At 39.7% G+C, this 21,304-nt stretch carries 18 protein-coding genes; 13 read left to right on the top strand and 5 right to left on the bottom strand.

All coding sequences use genetic code 11. The features are described from left to right. The first annotated feature begins 38 nt into the window (after nt 1–38). Together J7I90_RS07200 and J7I90_RS07195 are read left to right on the top strand one after the other, a co-directional pair. Nucleotides 39–1,019: a sugar phosphate isomerase/epimerase family protein gene (locus J7I90_RS07200; protein WP_251025123.1), complete on the top strand. Its 981-nt coding sequence runs from the start codon at nt 39–41 to the stop codon at nt 1,017–1,019. 203 nt (nt 1,020–1,222) lie between these two features. Further along, nucleotides 1,223–2,473, top strand: a complete 1,251-nt coding sequence (locus J7I90_RS07195) for an allantoate amidohydrolase (RefSeq protein ID WP_214769822.1) — start codon at nt 1,223–1,225, stop codon at nt 2,471–2,473. 339 nt (nt 2,474–2,812) lie between these two features. On the opposite strand, the gene J7I90_RS07190 is transcribed toward J7I90_RS07195, so the two are convergent. After that, complete coding sequence (locus tag J7I90_RS07190; RefSeq protein WP_214769819.1) at nt 2,813–4,465, bottom strand: PucR family transcriptional regulator; 1,653 nt, start codon at nt 4,463–4,465, stop codon at nt 2,813–2,815. A gap of 753 nt (nt 4,466–5,218) precedes the next feature. Between J7I90_RS07190 and J7I90_RS07185 the strand changes: the two genes are divergently transcribed. The 5 genes from J7I90_RS07185 to J7I90_RS07165 all read left to right on the top strand — a co-directional run bounded on the left by J7I90_RS07185 (nt 5,219) and on the right by J7I90_RS07165 (nt 12,095). Beyond that, nucleotides 5,219–6,589: an allantoinase gene (locus tag J7I90_RS07185; RefSeq protein WP_251025122.1), complete on the top strand. Its 1,371-nt coding sequence runs from the start codon at nt 5,219–5,221 to the stop codon at nt 6,587–6,589. A gap of 255 nt (nt 6,590–6,844) precedes the next feature. Continuing rightward, nucleotides 6,845–7,609: a (S)-ureidoglycine aminohydrolase gene (gene allE / locus J7I90_RS07180; RefSeq protein ID WP_214769816.1), complete on the top strand. Its 765-nt coding sequence runs from the start codon at nt 6,845–6,847 to the stop codon at nt 7,607–7,609. 128 nt (nt 7,610–7,737) lie between these two features. After that, on the top strand, nt 7,738–8,121 hold the full coding sequence (locus J7I90_RS07175; RefSeq protein WP_194719361.1) for a cupin domain-containing protein: 384 nt from the start codon (nt 7,738–7,740) through the stop codon (nt 8,119–8,121). A gap of 217 nt (nt 8,122–8,338) precedes the next feature. After that, nucleotides 8,339–9,643: a uracil/xanthine transporter gene (locus tag J7I90_RS07170; RefSeq protein ID WP_214769813.1), complete on the top strand. Its 1,305-nt coding sequence runs from the start codon at nt 8,339–8,341 to the stop codon at nt 9,641–9,643. A gap of 277 nt (nt 9,644–9,920) precedes the next feature. Next, a complete protein-coding gene (locus J7I90_RS07165; protein WP_214769810.1) occupies nt 9,921–12,095 on the top strand; it encodes a malate synthase G in 2,175 nt (724 codons plus the stop codon). A gap of 725 nt (nt 12,096–12,820) precedes the next feature. On the opposite strand, the gene J7I90_RS07160 is transcribed toward J7I90_RS07165, so the two are convergent. Next, on the bottom strand, nt 12,821–12,979 hold the full coding sequence (locus tag J7I90_RS07160) for a hypothetical protein (protein WP_214769807.1): 159 nt from the start codon (nt 12,977–12,979) through the stop codon (nt 12,821–12,823). 192 nt (nt 12,980–13,171) lie between these two features. On the opposite strand from J7I90_RS07160, the gene J7I90_RS07155 reads away from it, so the two are divergent. Next, nucleotides 13,172–14,434, top strand: a complete 1,263-nt coding sequence (locus J7I90_RS07155) for a pyridoxal-phosphate-dependent aminotransferase family protein (protein ID WP_214769804.1) — start codon at nt 13,172–13,174, stop codon at nt 14,432–14,434. 282 nt (nt 14,435–14,716) lie between these two features. Here the strand turns inward: J7I90_RS07155 and J7I90_RS07150 are convergent, their stop codons facing one another. The 3 genes from J7I90_RS07150 to J7I90_RS07140 are packed head-to-tail and all read right to left on the bottom strand — an operon-like array spanning nt 14,717 to nt 17,078. After that, nucleotides 14,717–15,163 (bottom strand): PaaI family thioesterase, encoded by a 447-nt coding sequence (locus tag J7I90_RS07150; RefSeq protein WP_214769801.1) that lies wholly within the window; start codon nt 15,161–15,163, stop codon nt 14,717–14,719. A 14-nt stretch (nt 15,164–15,177) separates the two neighbouring features. Beyond that, the gene (locus J7I90_RS07145) at nt 15,178–16,728 is read right to left on the bottom strand and encodes a solute symporter family protein (protein WP_214769798.1); all 1,551 of its coding nucleotides are present in this window, start codon (nt 16,726–16,728) and stop codon (nt 15,178–15,180) included. Beyond that, nucleotides 16,725–17,078 carry a DUF485 domain-containing protein gene (locus J7I90_RS07140; RefSeq protein ID WP_214769795.1) on the bottom strand — a complete coding sequence of 118 codons (354 nt, stop codon included), beginning with the start codon at nt 17,076–17,078 and terminating at the stop codon, nt 16,725–16,727. Before J7I90_RS07140 ends, J7I90_RS07145 begins: the two co-directional genes overlap by 4 nt. 273 nt (nt 17,079–17,351) lie before the next feature. Between J7I90_RS07140 and J7I90_RS07135 the strand changes: the two genes are divergently transcribed. The 5 genes from J7I90_RS07135 (at nt 17,352) to paaC (ending at nt 21,286) form a co-directional block, all read left to right on the top strand. After that, the gene (locus J7I90_RS07135) at nt 17,352–18,680 is read left to right on the top strand and encodes a phenylacetate--CoA ligase family protein (protein ID WP_214769792.1); all 1,329 of its coding nucleotides are present in this window, start codon (nt 17,352–17,354) and stop codon (nt 18,678–18,680) included. A gap of 114 nt (nt 18,681–18,794) precedes the next feature. Further along, nucleotides 18,795–19,034 (top strand): ferredoxin, encoded by a 240-nt coding sequence (locus J7I90_RS07130; protein ID WP_214769789.1) that lies wholly within the window; start codon nt 18,795–18,797, stop codon nt 19,032–19,034. A 127-nt stretch (nt 19,035–19,161) separates the two neighbouring features. Further along, a complete protein-coding gene (gene paaA / locus J7I90_RS07125; RefSeq protein WP_214769786.1) occupies nt 19,162–20,118 on the top strand; it encodes a 1,2-phenylacetyl-CoA epoxidase subunit PaaA in 957 nt (318 codons plus the stop codon). Nucleotides 20,119–20,136: 18 nt separating this feature from the next. Continuing rightward, entirely contained in the window at nt 20,137–20,496 is a 360-nt protein-coding gene (paaB, locus tag J7I90_RS07120; RefSeq protein ID WP_034314912.1) for a 1,2-phenylacetyl-CoA epoxidase subunit PaaB, read from the top strand. Continuing rightward, a complete protein-coding gene (paaC, locus tag J7I90_RS07115; RefSeq protein WP_214769784.1) occupies nt 20,486–21,286 on the top strand; it encodes a 1,2-phenylacetyl-CoA epoxidase subunit PaaC in 801 nt (266 codons plus the stop codon). Before paaB ends, paaC begins: the two co-directional genes overlap by 11 nt. Nucleotides 21,287–21,304: the final 18 nt, after the last annotated feature.

Raw genomic sequence — 21,304 nt, 5'->3', positions numbered from 1 at the left:
TATTAGTAATGAAAAGCAGGATTGACTGTACTTAAATAATGGGTTCATTAAAGGAGGGAAGCCGAAAAATCGGCGAAACAATGTCAGCAAATCTTCATAATTCTATGAAAGTCGGAATTGTTCACTTCATGGCTTATCCGGAAACAATGGGTGGAGAGGGCCCAGCTGTTGAAACAATTAAGAAAATTGTACAAGATGATTTTTTCTCTGGAATTGAAATTACATCTATTAACAATCCTGAAGAACGTAAAGAGGCTGCTCAAATTTTACAATCCGGTGGAATGAATGTAGGGTTTGGTGCACAACCGATTCTATTAAGAAACAAAGGAAACCTTAATTCTTTTGATGAAGCAGAGCGTAGAAGGGCTATCGATTTAGTAAAAGGCGGAATTGACCAGGCTTACGAAGTAAATGCTGCTAAACTTGGTTTCTTAAGTGGGGCTAAACCAGATAATCAACAAGATGTCGCATTACAATTACTAACGAATTCTATCAAAGAATTATGCGATTATGCAAAATCTAAAGGTGATTTAGTACTCTCACTTGAAACATTTGATGATGAGACTGATAAGAAATGTTTAATCGGTTCGAATAAACTTGCTGTTGAAGTTGCAAAAGAAGTTCGTAAAGTAGATCCCACTTTCGGTTTAATGCTTGATTTAAGTCATTTACCGATGCAACGTGAAACGTCTCATGATGCATTAACGGTAGCTCGTGATTATATTAACCATGCCCATATCGGAAATTGCTATATTAAAGATACTTCTGATCCTGCTTACGGCGATCAGCATCCGCGTTTCGGATATCCAGGAAGTGAAGTTGATGTTCCTGAATTAGCTGAGTATTTACGGTCTCTATTAGAAATTGGTTACATTGGTGAAGGTATAAAGAATATAGTCGCTTTTGAAGTGAAACCTGTCGGTACAGAATCATCTGATATTGTAATTGCACAGTCAAAACGTACTCTAGTTGATGCGTGGTCATTATTACATTCAAAAAAAGGGCGTTTAGTTAGTTAGCCTATATATATGTACGATATGTATTAAACGGTGACAAGTGCTTTTGCTTGTCACCGTTTAATCTAACTTTTAATTAGCTTATCATGCAGAATTCCTATTGAGCAAAGACTAAATAAAGTGTTAATATGACTTTGCATATTAAGTAACTGGATTTAAATAACAAAAATTTTACTTGGAGATTAAATTGGCAGGGAAGTGATCGATTGGTTAAACTTCAGAAGGATGTTGATGCTATAAGAATCAACACTAGAACCGAAGAACTTGCTGCTTGTTCATCCACATCTGTTGGTGTCACTAGACTACCTTTCACAGCGGAAAGTTTAAAAGCAGAAAGTCTAGTTGAAAAGTGGATGAAAGCAGCTGGGATGACGGTAAGAAAAGATGCTCTTAATAATATAATCGGACGTTATGAAGGGAAAGATCCTACAGCTCCAGTTTTAATGATTGGTTCACATTTAGATAGCGTGATTGAAGCAGGTAAATATGATGGGATTCTAGGAGTTATAACTGGAATAGAAGTTGTTCAAACTCTTAAGGATAATGGCATTTTATTATACAATCCAATCGAAGTGGTAGGTTTTTGTGATGAGGAAGGAGTAAGGTTTCACTCAACTTTCCTTGGTAGTAAAGCGATTGCAGGAACCTTTACTGCTGAAGATTTAGAAAGGGCAGATGAACAAGGAATAACAATTGCTGAAGCGTTAAAAGGAATTGGCATTGCTGACCCATATGCTTATAAAGACGCTAGTCGTACTCCAGAAGAACTTCTCGCTTATTTGGAACTTCATATCGAACAGGGGCCTGTGCTTGAGAAGGAGAATGAACCTGTCGGCATAGTTCGCGGGATTGCTGGTGCTACAAGATTTTATTTTGAAATTATCGGGAAACCTGGACATGCAGGTACAGTTCCTGTTGCCCTTAGACAAGATGCGCTTTTAGGAGCTAGTGATCTCATTTCCTACATTGAGAACATCGCTATCCAAAATGAACCATTAGTGGCGACCATCGGAAAACTTACTGTAAGTCCGGGTGCTAGTAATGTAATACCTGGCCTTGTAACAGGAACGCTGGATATCCGTGATTTAGATGTGGATCGTAAGAAAAAAGCCATTGATGCCATATTAACTGAAAGTGAAAGAGTAGCAAAAGCTAGAGGACTCCAAATTTATTTTGAACAGGTCATGGAAGCCGATCCTGTATACTGTGATGAACAATTGATTAAAGTAATCGAGGAGTCCATTAGCGAATTGGATGGCAGTCCTATCAGTCTTGTAAGCGGTGCTGGTCACGATGCAATGGCTATGGCGGATGTAACGAATGTTGCAATGATTTTCGTTCGTTGTAAAGATGGTCTTAGTCATCACCCAGATGAATTCGTGACTGTAGAAGATATGGGTGCAGGAGCTAGAGTCCTTTACTCTACAGTGATTAAGATAGCCACAAAACAATATTGAGGAACTTATAAGTTTTAGCTATCAACTAAAAGAGAACTTCTTACAAAAAAACTCGTGATCCGACTGTATCGGAACACGAGTTTTTTCAAAATGAATACATTTCAATTATTGGACAAAGATCCTTCATTCGATGAAACAGTCATGCGTATCGACAATGATCCGATGTAATAAAAGGAATTCTGTTTGTTCATTAAAAAGCCACTGAAATTCCTGAATTCCTCATAATCCAAGACACTTCCAGAAAATAAAGTCGAGAATTACTCTTTATATTGATCTCTGTCTGCGTAGAGCAGTTTACCTTCAGTCAATATCTGCTTTAGTAGTGATTACAATAACTTATTAATCACTATTACCCCTGAAAATTGAACTCATGAGTAAAGCTATACGTAAATGAAGTGAGTTTTTTGCATCATGAACGGAATAATTCAACATGTCCTCACATTTGGCAATTCGGTATTTAACGGTATTACGGTGAACAAACAGTTTCCTGGATGTAATAGCAAGTTCGCAATTATTATCCAAATATACCAATAAGGTATTAACTAAGTCTTTTTCATCTTTATTTTTCGGGTAGGATAAAGAACGTAAAGTATTTTCATAAAATTTTTTTAAATCTTTTTCGGGAATTAACCGAATCAGTTCGATTAATTGCTTGGTCTCGTAAAAGTTGATAAATTTATTTTGAAACAGTTCAGCCCCATTTGTCCATGCTTCCACTGCCTCTTCGTATGTAAGGTGGATATAGGTAAGGTCATTAGAAAAGTTACCAACTCCAAACGACAACGAAATTTTCAGATTTGAATAAGCCTCATTCTGGAATTCCTTCAGCCTTTCTTCTATTATGCTTTTAATCGAATCATTAATATTCAGAGGAGCTTGCATCAAAATAACAAAATATCCATCTTTCATAAAAACGATGTTGTTAGTATCTATTTTTAAAAATGATTTATGTAAAAATTTATATAAATAGTCGTATAATTTATTCATTATGTCTGCACTTTTTTGTAAAGCGTTTTGTTTATCATCATCAATCTTACACACAATGCATACGTATTTCATATTGTCGATTAAGCCATGCTGTTTTCCCCTATGAATAATTTCTTGTTTGTTAGAAATCTTTCCATCAACAAGGGAAGCAAAAAAGTTATTTTCTAACAAACGACTGTTTTCTCTAATGGCCTCGTTTTTAAGTAGCGTGAATGAAATGACTGTTGATGCTTGTTCTATAGCTAATTGTGAAGATGGGTATGAAAGCTTCTCAGGGTGAAGAATTAATAGAAAATAGGGATAGGGACGCATTGTTTTCACCCGAAACATCTTTATAGAAATGTCCGTATTTTGGATGTCGATAGTAAGCTGGTTTTTCTCCAGGTATGTTTCTATATCACGTTTAATTTGTTCTTGAACATTTTTCATGACGATTTTCATATTTCCTGTACGAAAATGATGAGAAAAGGATGTCACATCACCAATAGGATCAAGTAGTAGAACAGGACATTTTAATAGGGAGCCAAGATTTTCAATTAAAGAATTCAGACTGTAGCCTTTTATCATCATATTGGTAAATTCCTTGTGAATATGCATCGCATAGAATAACTCTTCAATTTGGTTATCCCATATAAAGCTTAATAATTGATGAGCAACCGCACCTAATGTTAATGTCTCTGGAATTTGAATAATTGGAAATTCTAATGAGTCAGCCAATTCGATTACATCCTGCGGGATCTTATCAATGAATCTTTTAAGTTTAATGGCAATCCCTGCACATGGTAGTTCATTAATTTGGGAAATGAGATTGCATAATGCATGAGGGTCGTTTTTAAAAGCGTATCCTGTTGTCAATAATAGTGAGTTCTTAGCTAAAAAATTGATGGCATCTGGTGTTTCTGAAATCTCAATTGATTCTACTTTCCTTTTAAGTCCGGCATGTCCAGCAATAATTTTGGCTTCTTGAAACACATCAACGATAAATAAATCTTCTACCTTTTTCATCATACACCTTCTAATTCTACATTTTGTCAGTTTTTATTACTAGAAAGGGAAGCAAACGAATCTTGTTAAATTTGGACAAAAATTTAAATGGAAATTGTTTACACCGCATAATGATTTTGTGAATGAATCCGCTTATAATCAATTGTATAGAGGATTGAAGGTTAATGAAACTGTTTTCAAGATTTTTTTTACATTCCTTGAATCCCAAGTTTTTATTATATTTAGAAACTATATTTATTTTTTGAAGCGCATACAATCCGCCAGTTTTTGCCTGCTCTCAAGCTATTAATTGCTCTATATTTTTCTGGTACGATGCTCGCATTCGTTCATCTATATTGTTTTTGTTTTAAAAAGCGCAACAGAAACGAGAGGATGTGGTTAAAGGGGCTTAATTGATGGAAACGTGAAATAGTCAGAAAAAGAGTCCGAATATTAAAAAAATGAATCAGTATTGACGACCTTGGTGAGGGTGCCGTACAAAACAAGATAACAGCCAAGGCTGCGCATCTCGCTTCCCGTTTCCATAAAGGTGGATGCGATTAAGTTGGGAAATGGATTGTAAGTTTCATTCCAAAATTGCTTGATAGAAGTTTTAGTGGAATCTACTAAACCTCAAAACGATGTTCAGAATGTAATAGTTGTATTTAATTCCGAATATATACGATTTCAGCTGCCCAAAGAAATGTTCGTTTCTTCATCAGGCAACTTGTAAAGAGGATTCTCCTTAAAAGTTTTTATAAAGTTTGATTTCCCATGGAAAGGAATGAACCTATGGCTACATATGATTTACTCATTAGAAATGGAAATCTGGTAATGTTTGATTCGATTGTTCAAGGAGATATTGCAATTAAGGAAGGGAAAATTAAAGAAGTGACTATTGGAAAGAATATTGATGCTTTAGCAACAAGAGAAATTAATGCTGAGGGGCAGCACATCCTCCCAGGATTAATTGATACTCATGTTCATTTCAACGAGCCAGGCAGAACTGAGTGGGAAGGTGTTCAAACTGGTAGCAGAAGTTTAGCGGCAGGTGGGGTGACAACCTATTTTGATATGCCATTGAACAGTACACCACCAACAATCAATAAAGAATATCTGGCATTAAAGAGAGCTTGCTCCGAAGAAAAGTCGGTAATCAATTGCCGCTTTTGGGGTGGACTTATACCGGAAAATATTGAGAATATTAAGGAACTTGATGAAAATGGAGTAATTGGATTTAAAGCTTTTATGTCACCGAGCGGAATTGTCGATTTCAATCATGTTGATGATAGTACGATTTTTAAAGGGATGAGAGAAATCGCCTCTGTAGGTTCACTTTTAGCCGTTCATGCTGAAAGTACAGTCATTTGTGATCAGCTTGCACAAGAAAAACAAAGACAAAATAAGACGACTGCAAAAGACTTCGTCGAATCAAGACCGATAATTTCCGAAATTGAAGCGGTAAGAAGAATAATTTCATATGCAGAAGCTACAGGGTGTAAACTGCATATTGTTCATGCGAGCAGCCGCAAAGTAGTGGAGGTCATCAATCAGGCAAAGCAAAGAGGCCTGGATATTACGGTAGAAACATGCCCTCATTATTTATCTTTGACATTAAAAGACTTAGAGGAAAAAGGCGGATTGGCAAAATGCTGCCCTCCACTGCGTGATGATGAAGAAGTAGAACAATTATGGGAAGCTGTGGCAAACGGTGAAATTGACGTAATAGCATCCGACCATTCACCAGCACCTGCTTCTATGAAAGAAGTAATAAATAATGACTTTTTTAGTGCCTGGGGTGGGATTTCCGGTGCCCAATCTACGCTCAATATTATGTTGACGGAGGGGCATTTCAACCGTAATCTTCCTCTGGGGAAAATTGTTGAATTAACATCAACGAATCCAGCTAAGTTATTTGGCCTTTATCCCCATAAAGGGATAATAGCCGTTGATAGCGACGCTGATCTGGCAATAGTTAATCTGAACAAAAGCTTCGAGCTGAAAAAGGAAGATTTGTTCTACCGCCATCAGCAGTCGCCTTATGTTGGCAGGACATTCAAAGGGCAAGTAACAACAACGATCGTCAATGGGGCTATTGTTTTTGAAAATGGAAGCATTACCACTGTGGAAAAAATTAAAATCTAGGGTCGTTAAGCATAAAGGGCTGGAGAAAATCTTTTTATCTATAATGAACAAAAATATAAAACGTTTTTATCGAATAGGCATAAAGACTAATTAAATGAAAGCGGTTAATATTTATATAAGGGACTTAATCGTTTCTAACAAGCTAATAATATATGGAAACAAGCTTCAATTATAAGTTGATTTATAGCGGAAACCAGGGCACACCATGAGGCACATACTTTCAAATAAAATACGATTAAAAGGAGAGTTTAAAAGATGGGTTATCCTAAAGATTTATTAGCAAGCAGATCAATAATTGAGCACGGTAAATATGCTTTAATTGCACCTGAAGGATTGGTTAATAATGTTGTTCCGGGATTTGAGAATTGTATCATTTCCATTTTGGGTTCTCCAAAGCTTGGAGCAAGCTTTGTCGATTACATTGTGACAATGCAAAAGGGAGGAAAGAACAGCGAGGGGTTTGGTGGACAAGATAATGTTGAGACATTTGTCTATGTTATTGAAGGGAAAATAAAAGCTGCTGCAGGTGAACAAGAGTTTGTCCTCGGTGAAAGCGGTTATTTATACTGTCCGCCAGGAACAAAGATGTATTTAGAAAACCAATCGGATGGAGATTCTAAACTATTCCTATATAAGCAAAAGTATCGTCCACTTGAAGGACGGAGGCCTTGGGTCCATTCAAACCATGCTAACAACATTGAATTCAGGATTTATGATGATATGCATAATGTCCATCTTAAGGATCTTTTGCCTGCTGATATAGATTTTGATATGAATTTTCATATTCTTTCCTTTGATCCCGCTGCATCTCATCCGTTCATCGAAACACATGTGCAAGAACATGGAGCCTACTTACTCTCGGGAGAAGGGATGTATAACCTGGATAATCAGTGGGTTCCCGTAAAGAAAGGAGATTACATTTTTATGGGTCCATATGTACATCAAGCAGCCTATGCGGTAGGCAGAGAAAATTTAACTTATGTTTACTCTAAAGATTGTAATCGCGATGCATCCTTGTAAAAGGTCACATCATTTAGAAGAAATGAGTAAATGACAACTTCAAGAGATTTAATGCGGGCAGAATTGTATTTTAGGGAGATCCGGTAAGTGTAATTCAAAACCATTAAATATAAAAGAGGTGCTGAGGTATGGACCAGAATGTAATTTTGAACAAAAAGTCGATAATAGAGGAAAGAGTTTTTGAAATCGATAAAATAGCAAAATTCGATTCTAATGCACCACAAAAAAATTATTTCTATGAAACGGATAAAACTGTCGGGGCAGTTTGGTGTCTTGAACCTGAGCAGGAAGTATATTTACATTCCCATTCGAATGTTGATGATATTTGGGTTTGCATTGAGGGGGAAGGAACATACTTTCCTGATCTGGAGAATGAGATTACGATCAGAAAAGGAATGGTAGTATTGGCCAAGCCTAATCAAATTCATGGTATGCGTAATACAGGAAACAGTCGATTCATGTTTGTAGGCTTTGCTGCAGGGGCATTGCCTATGGATATAACAAGATATTAGAAAAGGTTAAGATTATTAAACATTACAATATAATTTAAGTTTCTTCTTTAAAAAACAAAAAAAGTGATTAAGGCGAAGCGATGTAATGAAGACAGCGCTTCGCTTATATTTTTATTTATAAAAAAGTGATGATTTGTAATGTTTACGATTGGCTTCCTTAAAAACTAGCAAACTGATTTTACAAAAAATCCAGAAATCGGAAATGGTGATGATTAAGATGAAACAGCAAGGAGTTACTGTAACATTATTCTCGTCTTTACAGTGGCTTTTTTTTATTTTTGCCAATACGGTTGTCGTACCAATTTCTGTAGGAGCAGCATTCCAACTTCCTACAGAAACAATTGAAATGACGATAAGATGCTCCTTTATCTTTACAGGCATATCCTGTATTCTGCAGGCCTGGATTGGACATCGTTATCCATTATTGGACAGCCACTCGGGGCTAATGTGGGGGCTGATGATAAATATGGGCATCTCTGCATCTGCACTCGGATTGGATTTTGCAACCGTAGGGGGAGGAATTGCAACAGGTGTTTTGCTGGCTGGAGCTGTAACCGTACTGCTTGCGGCATTTAACCTGATTTATATCATACAAAAAGTAATTAAGCCGATGGTGATAAGTGTTTATATATTTTTACTGACCTTTCAGCTCATTTTTATTTTCTTCAAAGGTATGTTTAAAATAACCGAAAGTGGAACAATCGATCTCCCTGTCAGTTTGTTTTCAATCTTGATTGTCATCTTCGTCGGCTTTTTAAGGATTAAAGGAGGGAAAATACTAGGCAATTTCTCAATCCTGATCGGAATTATCGTTGGATGGTCATTATATCGAATTATTTTCCCTTCAGATCTTCCGACGGCTAGCTCTTCAGGTATGGCATTCACTTTCTTTCCCCTTGGAACTCCAAACTTGAATATTGGTATTATTTTTGTTTCCTTTTTTGCGGTCCTTCTGAATTTAACGAATTCTTTCGCTTCTATTCAAGCTGTTGCAGATGTATACAAGGAAAAGGTGGAACATAGTCAATACAGGAGATCTATTTTTGTAACAGGTATTTTTGCGTTTATCACTTCGTTTTTTGGCTTGGTCCCTTTTACACCATTTACATCTACGATAGGTTTTTTACAAAGTACCAAGCTATTTAAACGAAAGCCATTCATTATAAGCGGATTTTTGTTTACTCTCCTTGGAGTTATACCGCCATTAGGGAGATTCTTAGGAACAATACCATTAACAATAGGTAACGCTGTTTTATTTGTCGCATACCTTCAATTGTTCGGGACCGCATTAAACAGCCTGAAAGGAACGTTATTCAACTCTGAAACGATACTCCGTATAGCGGGGCCAGTCCTAGTTGGAGTTAGCATTATGAACATCCCGCCAGCATTATTCGGCAGTTTACCTGTCCTCTTGCAGCCTTTCATTACAAATGGTCTCATTATGGGTGTCATTATATCGATCTTTTTGGAAAAATTCATTAATTGGAATAAATTAACAACCAAATTGGAAGTTGGGCAGTAACCGATATATCTACCAGGAAACGGAAACATAAGGTGGGTGTTCTAAAAAAATGGGATTTCATTTTACAATTGAAGAAAAAGGTGTTCATACCACATTGACATCTCTAACGATAAACTTGAAATTGATTATAAGATAACAAAACAATAAATTCGAGAACTTGAAATCGAAAACAAATTAAGCATTGAACCCGTTAAAAGGGGGGGGAGATCACCAGGTTTAAGAAAATTATCTCGGCGTATGCCGGTAGTCAAACTAATTTTTAGAGGAGGAATACATCATGGGAGAATATGTGAAAGTAGGTAATCTTCAAGTGGCTTCGGTACTTTTTGAATTTATCAATAAAGATGGGCTGCCTGGAAGCGAACTGAATCAGGAACAATTTTGGGTTGATTTTGAAAAATTGGTACATGACATGTCTCCAAAAAACAAAAAATTGTTAGCTCGTCGTGATGAAATTCAAACCAAAATCAATACATGGCATAGAGAAAATAAAGAGATGGACTTTGCTGAATATAGAACATTTTTACAAGAAATTGGCTATCTCGAACCTGAAGGAGAAGACTTTCATATTACGACAGGAGGGGTAGATGATGAAATTGCCTTCCAAGCCGGTCCGCAGCTAGTTGTCCCGGTTGATAATGCTCGTTATGCTATTAACGCTTCAAATGCAAGGTGGGGAAGCCTTTATAATGCCCTATATGGTACTGATGTTATTAGCGAAAAAGAAGGAGCCTACCGAGAAGGGAGCTACAATGAAGTACGCGGTGGAGAAGTCATTTCATTTGCAAAGGATTTTCTTGATCAAGTAACTCCTTTAAAGGACCATTCACATAAAGACGCTGTAAATTATGCAGTAGTAGATGGGAAATTAGCTGTTACACTCAGAAATGGAGAAATTACGAGTTTAGTAGAGGAATCTAAGCTAGTTGGCAATCAAGGTGAATACGGAAAGCCATCGGCGATATTATTGAAAAATAATGGGTTGCATTTTGAAATTCAGATTGATCGAAGTCATCCGATCGGTAAAATAGATAAAGCTGGCGTTAAGGACATTCTAATGGAATCTACTCTTACGACCATTATGGATTGTGAGGATTCTGTTGCGGCAGTGGATGCTGATGATAAAGTCCTGGTCTATCGAAATTGGTTAGGTCTTATGAGGGGGGATCTGGCTGTAAGTTTCAAAAAGGATAATAAAATGATGACACGTACAATGAACCCGGATCGTTTATACAGAGCACCAAATGGAGAAGAATTCTCTTTACCTGGTCGTTCACTTATGTTTGTCCGTAACGCGGGACACTTAATGACCACGAACGCTGTCCTGGATGCAAATGGTGAGGAGATTCCTGAAGGGATTATGGATACAGTCATGACTAGTTTACTTGCCAAACATTCCCTGTTGGGGAATGGTAAATATCAAAACTCATCTAAAGGATCAGTTTATATCGTTAAGCCAAAAATGCATGGATCCGAAGAGGTGGCTTTTGCCAATGAGCTCTTTGATCGCGTGGAAGACATGCTTGGTCTACAGCGAAATACACTGAAAATTGGCGTTATGGACGAAGAACGTCGAACTTCATTAAACTTGAAAGCTTGTATCCGCCAAGTTAAAGAAAGGGTGGCCTTTATTAATACTGGGTTCTTAGATCGAACGGGAGACGAAATTCATACTTCTATGGAAGCCGGGCCTATGATCCTCAAAAATAACATGAAAGGATCAAAATGGCTACAAGCTTATGAAAAATCGAATGTCAATATAGGTCTAGCAACCGGTTTTCAAGGTCGAGCTCAAATTGGTAAGGGAATGTGGGCAATGCCGGACATGATGGCGGAAATGCTAACGCAAAAGATTGGCCATCTAAAAGCGGGGGCGAATACAGCGTGGGTGCCTTCACCGACTGCAGCAACATTGCATGCTCTTCATTATCATCAAGTGGATGTAAAAAAGGTGCAAGACGAGTTGAAAAAGAATCCAGTAAATTTACGTGATGATATTTTGGAAATCCCGGTGGCTCAAAACCCCGAATGGAGTCCGGAAGAAATTCAGCAAGAGCTGGATAACAATGCCCAAGGTATCCTCGGTTATGTTGTACGTTGGGTAGAACAAGGAATTGGTTGTTCCAAAGTACCCGATATCAACAATGTAGGGTTGATGGAAGACCGTGCCACACTAAGAATTTCGAGTCAGCATATCGCTAACTGGCTTCACCACGGAATTTGTACCAAAGGACAGGTTTTGGAGACTTTACAACGAATGGCTATAGTAGTGGATGAACAAAACAGTGGAGATTCAGCCTATCAATGTATCGCGGATAATTACGACAGCTCTGTGGCGTTTCAAGCGGCATGCGACCTAGTGTTTCAAGGCTGTAACCAACCAAGTGGGTATACTGAGCCTATCCTGCATCGACGACGCATTGAAGCGAAGGAAAATAAGTGTAAACATTAAGTGATTTCTGGGGCATTGAGACCAACCAGGATGCAATGTTATAGTAATTCATACGGGGCTTAGGATTAAAATAAGTGATTATTCGATAAAATGGGGAACAAGTGATCATGATTACTTGTTCCCCATTTTGGTCTAATTCTTTATAAAAAGAAAAAGCAAATAAAACATATGTGAATTAGATGTTACAAAGATTAGACATCATCTTTTTAGGTTCGCAGTCCATCAAAAGTTAATTTGGCCGGCATAAGTAGAACCAGTATCTTAATTTATCAAAAAATACTAGTGAAATATGATAAGGCGCTGACTATAACAAAAGTTCTTTTGATCATAGAGATTTATATATAAATACATTATTGGCTGTCTTTCAGTTGGTTATTTTGCACAAAAAAACACCGAAATACTAACAGAATTGTCAATGAAGTTAAAGGCGAAAGCAAGTAAAATAATAGATGAGATAAATTTTGTGAATGTTCATGACATCAAAGGCTATTGCGAAGGGAAACGATATGATGGGCAATCAAAACGAAAAATTAATAGATGAAAAGGATGATGTTGCGTTCGATGATAGAATGGTTAGCATTTTTCGGGGGAACAGAGAGTAATGGGGTGACACGGATATTATATTCCAAGGAAAGGATGAGCGTTCAGCAGGCAATGAAAGCTGAGGATGGGAAAAAACTTATTATATATTTTGATAGTGTATGATTTAGGTCCCTCCGGTGGAATCATTCCGACCAGTTCCCATATGGAAACGGACAAGGATGGGGCGTCACCGCCTTTATACGGTGAAAATCATTGGTAAAAGTGATCATGCGGGCACCATCCCCATTCATAAAGGAAGGATGCTGTCGTCTGGCTTCGGAATTCAATGTTCCGAATGGCATCGGAGAGGAAGAGGTTTTTGAAAGGTTTTTGTAAGGACATTTTCGATCTCGACTCCATGGCAAATAAAGCGGAAATGAAGCTGGGGTTTCACAATCGATCGATGTCAAACCTGTTGCGATGGATATGGATAAGGGAATCGGATTTTTGAATGAAATACTTTATAAAATAGCCTATTGAAGGAGTTGGTAAAAATGGCATATACAGAATTGAATGCACCGATGAGAACGATCATGACACCAGGACCGGTCGAAGTTGACCCGCGTGTTTTAAGGGCGATGAGCACACCGATATTAGGGCAATTCGATCCTGCATTCACCACTATCATGAATGAAGTGATGGAAATGCTGCGTTTGGTTTTTCAAACCAAAAATAAATGGGCGTTCCCGATAGATGGCACCTTAAGATCCGGTAATGAAGCGATTCTATGCAGCATCATTGAGCCGGGGGATAAGGTCCTGGTTCCTATATTCGGAAGGTTCGGTCATTTATTGGTGGAAATCTGTGAGCGATACGGAGCTGAAGTCCATACGATGGAATGTCCTTGGGGAGAAGTGTTCGAACCGCAAGCAGTCATTGCGGAAATCAAGAAAGTCTCCCCAAAAATAACAGCAATCGTGCATGCGGAAACCTCCACTGGTTGTATGCAGCCTTTGAAGGAAATCGGGAGGGCCTGCCGTGAATTGGGTGTCCTGCTTGTTGTGGATGCGGTTGCTTCCATCGGGGGCACCGATGTTAAGGTGGACGAATGGTGTATTGATGGATTGATAGGAGGGACACAAAAATGCTTGTCCGTTCCTTCCGGTATGGCACCGATTACGTATAATGAGCGAATAGAAGAAATCATCCTGTCCCGCAAAAAGGTGGAACGTGGTATAGCCACCGATGAAGACAACCAACAGGTTTCGCTCAGCCGTCCGATTGCCAGTAATTATTTCGATTTAAGCATGCTGCAGGATTATTGGGGACCGCGTCGTTTGAATCATCATACAGAAGCAACTTCCATGATTTATGCGTTACGTGAAGGATTGCGCCTTGTGCTCGAAGAAGGTCTGGAAACGCGCTTTGCCCGTCATGAACTCCACGAAGCTGCTCTCGTTGAAGGGATCAAGGCAATGGGACTAATGTTATTCGGGGATGGGAAAAACAAACTTCCGTGTGTAACTTGCATTGAAATTCCAAAAGGAATCGATGGTGAAGCTGTAAGAGACATGCTGTTGAATGAATTTGGCCTCGAAATCGCTTCCTCATTTGGTCCGCTTCACGGGAAAATCTGGAGAATTGGGACCATGGGATTCAGTTGCAGGAAAGAAAACATCCTGTTTGTATTGGCCTCCTTGGAAGCTGTCCTTTTGCGCAAGGGGTTCCAAGTTAATCGGGGAGAGGCTTTGCAGGCTGCACTGGATGTATATGTAGGAAAGAAGGAGAAAATGGCAGCATCACAAGGAACTCTTTGAATAATGGATGTCCATGTGGATTTCAGCAAACCTGTCCATGATCATGGGGAAGGCATGGAGGGAAAATCACTTATCAGACGGATGGGATAAGTGAACGGGAATGCGGAGTCGTTAATAGAGATAGGTTCCAGTATTGCGGTCAATAACTAGAAGAAGGATTATAAAATAGAGGGGGGGATTCCAATCGGGAATCCCCCTTTTATTTCTATGCGTACGTATCCTTGGCAAATCAAGGGAAAGGAAACCGGACAAATGGATTGTTTGTCAGGTTTCAAACGTTACTTATTCAACTTGGTCGACGAAATATTGATTTTTCCTGAATACCATCGCTTCCATGGTTGCAATCAATTCCCTTTCATTTAACATGTCTATTTTATACCAGGCCAGTTTATGGTTTTTCTTGATCTCTTCTGCTCTGGCAGTTAAAGTCTCCCCCCGTTTGCCAGCTGATAAGAAATTGATGCTGTTTGAAACGCCAACCGCTATTTTGCCATATGAATTGCTGGCTGCTGCGAACACGTAATCAGCAAGTGAAAAGATAATGGCACCATGAACCGTTCCGTGGCTATTTAGCATGTGGTCACTTGGAATCAATTCTGCTTCCGCTGTGCCGGGACCGAGTTTCGTCAGCCTCATCCCTAGAAAAGAAGCATATGGTTCGTCGACCAGTACTTGTTTGATTTGATCGTAATGCAATTCGTGAATATCCTTATCTAAATGTGTGGTCATGGAAATCCCCCTTATTAATGGTCTTTTGCTGAACTTATCCCATATCCGGTGTTTGATTTGAACAGTACTTCAGCAAACCTGTTTTCCTCATCTTTTGCCTTTGACAAGATTGTGCCTAAATAAGCTCCAATAAAGCCGAGCGGCACGGTGAAAATGGTCGGGTTGCTCATCGTGAAGAGGGGATCGCCTGTGAAAATCCCCATTCCAGGTTCCGGATTCCATACATTGGGGCTAAGCATGACCAGTATGATGGAGCTGAGTAAACCGCATGACATTCCTGTGATCGCTCCGGTTGCGTTGAAGCGTTTCCAATATATTGTGCAAAGGATGATCGGTAAATTGGCACTGGCAGCAATCCCAAGCGCGAGGACTGAAAGAAAAGCGACATTCATTGATTGTGCGAATAAAGCAAGTAGAATCGAAATGACAGCTACACCGACAGAAGCCAATCGGGCAACGAGTACTTGCTGTTTTTCCGTAATATTTCCTTCCTTGATGATTTCACCGTATATATCGTGTGCAAAAGCGGATGCAGACGTTAAAACAAGACCGGACACAACCGCTAAAATGGTGGCAAATGCTACAGCAGAAACGAAGGCGAATAAAAATTCACCGCCCATTGTTAATGCAAGAAGAGGAGCGGCCATGTTTCCAGCAGGGTTTGCTTCGACAATCCGCTCAAACCCGACGAAAGATGCAGCGCCGAAACCTAGGAATATGGTCATGATGAAAAATAATCCTATAAACCATGTGGAATAAACGACGGATTTCCTTGCAGTAGCTGCGTCCTTTACTGTAAAGAAGCGGACGAGTAAATGCGGAAGGCCGGCTGCCCCGAGGACAAGCGACATATTAAATGAAATCATGTCGAGTCCATCGGTGTATTTATTTCCAGGATGCAAAAATTCCTTTCCAAGCGGTGTTGCAGTTTGGACATGATGGAACATCTCTGAAATGTTGAAATTAAAACGGGAAAATACGATGAACGTCAACACAGCGGAACCGCCTAGCAAGAGAACCGCTTTGGTGATCTGCACCCAGCTTGTCGCTCTCATCCCGCCGAAAATTACATAAATCGTCATCAATACTCCGACAAGAAGGACGGATAGCCAATAATCGATGCCGAGCAGCAGTTTAATCAATCCCCCTGCACCCACAAGTTGTGCAATCATGTAAAAGATTGAAATGACAAGTGTATTGGCGGCAGCTATCCCTCGCACTTTTTTTGATTTGAAGCGTGCTGAAATCATGTCTGCCAGCGTAAACTTACCTAAATTGCGAAGTGGTTCCGACACAAGGTACAATAGAACAAGAAAGGCAACAAGGTTACCGATGCTCATGTAAAAGCCATCAAAACCAATCAGTGCGATTGCACCTGTAATTCCCAGGAAAGAAGCTGCTGACATAAAGTCACCTGCTACGGCCAATCCATTTTGCCATGCTGTCAATCCGCCCCCGGCAGTATAAAAATCACTGGCATTTTTCGTCTTTTTAGAAGAGTAATAGGTTATTGTAAGCGTTAACAAAATGATGCCCAAAAAAAGTGTGAGGGATAAAATGCTCATTCGCCAAGCTCCTTCTCATATTTTTTCAAGATATTTTTAGCCAGCTTGTCATACTTCGCGGATTTTTTGATATAGACGATTCCTCCTATCCATACGACGGCAAATTGGAGAAGTGCATATATCCAAGCCCAAGGAATATGGAAAAAAGCTTCACCTTTCAGTACTTCTGTGTAAGCAGCTAAAATAGGCAGAACAAAATAAAAGGCAAGAAAGAAGAGAGTGACAGGTACGATAAAAGCTTTTTTCTTTTGGATAAGTTCCTTGAATTCTTCCGTTTCAATTAATTGACGATACTTGTTTCCGCTGTCATAACCTGATGGTGAATGCCCAGTTTTAGCTGGTGATTCCATAATAATCCCCCTTTAAATTGTAGGACGTTTTTGAAACGATGCTTAGATAAAATGATATATCAATGCTAAAGTTAACATAATCAGAAAATTTAGTAAATTAAAACTTTGTTTTTTTGTTTATTCTGTCATTTTTGATGAATTCAAGAAAACATGATTGACAACGTATAAATGACGTATTAATCTTAAAATTAAGCATAACACTAATTTGAATTCCGTGTAATTATCGTTATGAAAGAGAGGTCCTATGGGGACCAAATAAGGGGGACTGAAACAATGTACAATCCGGAAGTTGAAACGGCTACGCGTGCCGAAATGGAAAGTCTACAAATGACACGCCTTAAGAAAACGATAAGCCATGTATATGAAAATGTACCTTATTACAGAGAAAAATTTGATGAGATGGGCCTTGATCCAAAAGATATTCAAACTCTAAGCGATGTGATAAAGCTTCCCTTTACAAAAAAACAGACTCTTCGTGATCAGTATCCTTTCGGTTTATTTGCCGTTCCAATGGAGGATGTGACACGCATTCATGGTTCATCCGGAACAAGCGGAAAGCCTACCATTGTCGGGTATACGAAAAACGATTTGGAAAACTGGGCAACGATCGTCGCACGTGGAATTGTAGCTGCAGGAGGCCGCAAGTCAGATATTTTCCATAACGCATATGGATATGGTCTGTTTACAGGGGGCCTGGGCTTGCATTGTGGGGCAGAAAAGCTAGGAGTTGCGACAGTACCTATTTCAGGAGGGAATACCGATCGCCAGATTACGATCATCAATGATTTTAAACCGCGCGGCATTTGCGGAACCCCTTCTTATATTTTGAATATCGCTGAAAAGATGGAAGAGATGGGAATCGATCCTGCTGATAATGGGCTTGAGTATGGGATTTTTGGAGCTGAGCCATGGTCGGAGGCAATGAGGGCAACACTTGAGAGGAAACTGAATTTGAAAGCCATCGATATTTACGGCTTAAGTGAAATTATGGGGCCGGGAGTTGCGATTGAATGTCATGAAGCACAGGATGGACTGCATATCGCAGAAGACCATTTTCTTGTCGAGGTCATTAATCCGGATACACTTGAACCGGTTGAGGACGGCGAGGATGGGGAACTTGTCTTTACAAGCCTTACAAAGGAAGCGCTTCCAATCATTCGTTATCGTACAGGCGATATTGCCTCCATTACCCATGAACCATGTAAATGCGGACGCACCACAACAAGAATGTCCCGTGTTAAAGGCAGAACGGATGATATGATCATAGTCAGGGGAGTGAATGTATTTCCATCTGAAATTGAGCGTGTGTTATTCCAAATGGAGGGTATTGTTCCTCATTACCAGATTCACCTCGTTAAGAAGGGGAATATGGATAGTGTTGAACTGCATATAGAAATTGAAAGCGGTTTCTACAGGGAGATTGGAGAAGACTTAGCGCATATAAAAGTAGAGAAATTAAAGAAAACGATTCAACATCATATGAAATCCACATGTCTTGTAACGATGGATATTGTTGTTAACATCCCAAAAGGCATTCCGCGTTCAGAAGGGAAAGCCATTCGTGTCGTGGATAAACGGAATGATGAAATCATTAGCGTATGAATGGGGCAGTGGGTAAAAGGGTATATGAATAAGAAAATGCAGTGGACGTTACGATAATTGGACGGTAGGGAAAGAAGAAAGAATTAATGAAATTGAGATAAGGAGGAAGGCATCATGGCTAAATATGCAGTTGTGGATCAAGAAACCTGTATTGCATGCGGTGCATGCGGTGCCGCTGCACCGGAAATCTTCGATTACAATGATGAGGGAGTGGCATTTGTCATCCTGGATGAAAATGAAGGAACTGCAGAGGTCCCGGAAGGTTTATTTGATGATCTGGATGATGCGGTGGAGGGTTGTCCGACAGATTCTATCAAGGTGGAAACTTCGCCCTTTAAAGTTTTAGTGGATTAAAAAATTCAAAGAAACCCAGAAATTTTCCTTTTATTTTTAAAAAAGACAGAATAGTCTTGCATTAAGTATAACGGTAAAATATAATAACGTTATATTAACGTTACATTATAAAAAAGAGGTGATTTGGATGAACGTTCTTTTAAATGATATGGCAGGAGAAGAAAAGCTAAATCAATTCATTGCCAGAATCGAAGCGGGAGAAAAGATAGAGGCGGATGATTGGATGCCTGAAGAATACCGGGGCACTTTAATCAAATTAATATCGATGCATGGAATCAGTGAAATCATGGGGGCGCTTCCAGAAAAGGAATGGGTACCTAAAGCCCCGACTTTAAATAGGAAACTTGGAATCATGGCAAAGGTACAGGATGAAATGGGGCATGGGCAATTATTGCTTCGCGTCGCCGAAGATTTGCTAAAGCCTTACAGTAAAAAACGGGATGACCTCATGCAAGATTTGTTTAAAGGAGATTTAAAGTTTCATAATGTCTTCCATATGGAAGCCAAATCCTGGGGCGATGCTGGATTGATTGGCTGGTTGGTTGATGGTGCAGCCATCATTTCCCAGACGAACATGCTTGGCGCCTCATACGGGCCTTATGCCCGGGCATTACAGAGGATTTGCGCGGAAGAAGTTTTTCACGCCCAGCATGGTGAAGCGATAATCATGGCTTTGGCTGAAGGGACGGAAGAACAAAGGAAATTGGTTCAAGACTCCATCAATTATTGGTGGGAATCCTTGTTACTCTTCTTTGGACCTCCGAGTAAGAAAGAAGTGGGCTCATCCAAACAGGATATAACGATTAAGTACAAAATCAGAACCAGTACGAATGAAGAACTTCGGCAAGCTTTTTTTTCCAAATATGTGAAGCGGATCCTTTCACTCGGCTTCAGCATTCCGGATAAAACGCTTAGGTTTGACAAAGCATCTGAAACCTGGATTTACCAACAACCCGATTGGGGGAAATTGAAGGTGTTCGCAAGGAATGAAGGTCCCCGTTCGCAGGATCGCTTAAGTCTTCGAAGAAATTCTTATGAAAAAAATAAATGGGTACGCGAGGCATTGGCGCCAAAGGTCATTTAAGGGAAGGGGAAGGACGCTATGGAAACTAGACAAGGAAATTACTTTGAAGAATTTGAAGTATTCAGCCGTAAAACGCAATCATCACCCGTTCAATACCACTTCAGCCTGCTCGCCCCGAATGAGGATATCGCCATCATGATGGCACAAGAAAACTTCATGAGACGTGAAGCGGTTGATGATATCTGGGTCGTGAAAAGACGGAATATACGGAAAATGACGGCCGAGGAAAAGAAAACGCTTCAACGTATCGATAATAAAGACTACAGGACCACAAAAGGGTACGGGTATTTAAAGAAAAAATGGCGGAAGTATGAGCAGGGAATGCTAGATGAAAAAGAGATAATGTCTTGGGCTGGAGGCGTGAAAAATGAAGAATGAATCATTGAAGGACTTCGCAATCAAGGAATTGCTGTTTCAACTGGCGGACGATGACTTCATCCATTCATACCGTGGAGCAGAATGGTTGGGACTCGCACCGCATATCGAAGAAGATGTTGCATCCGCCTCGATATCCCAAGACACGATGGGGCATGCAGCCATATATTATAAATTACTTGAAGAACTCGGTGAAGGAGATGCGGATAAGCTGGCTCACGACCGTCCCGCCAAGGAACGGCGCAATGCGATCATTCTCGAATTGGTCAATGGTCCTGGCCACTATATGAAAGACCCGGATTATGATTGGGCGTTTGCGGTAGTGCGGAATTATTTTTATACCCAAGCCAAAGCGATTAAGGTTCAATCCCTTCATTCATGTTCATATGAACCGCTTGCCGAGGTGGCACAAAAGGTACAGATGGAACTTTACTATCATTTGATGCACTGGAAAACCTGGTTCGTCCAATTGCTGGGATCTGGTCACGAAGAAGCGGTTTCGAGAATGAAAGCGGCAATTGAGAAAACAATGCCGGATTTCGCCGGCGTATTTTCACTTGGACAATATGGAGAAGAAATGGTGGAGCTCGGCTTGATAGAGGGCGAAGCTGACTTACAGAAAAAATGGATTGAGGCTATCATACCAATTTTTGAAAGTGTCGGCTTGGCAACAACTATTGAAATGGGCATGGCAAGAGGTGATGGCCGTAATGGCCAGCATACGGAAGATTTGGAAAAGGCGCTAAAAACGTTAAGTGAAGTATACGCAACAGATAAAGCAGCTTCATGGTAATTCAATAGAAAGGGGAGG

The organism is Bacillus sp. ISL-57, from assembly GCF_018613135.1.
Taxonomy (GTDB): Bacteria; Bacillota; Bacilli; order Bacillales; family DSM-1321; genus Peribacillus; species Peribacillus frigoritolerans.
The sequence above is the reverse complement of the archived record's forward strand: the minus strand, read 5'-3'. Positions and strand labels throughout refer to the sequence as shown.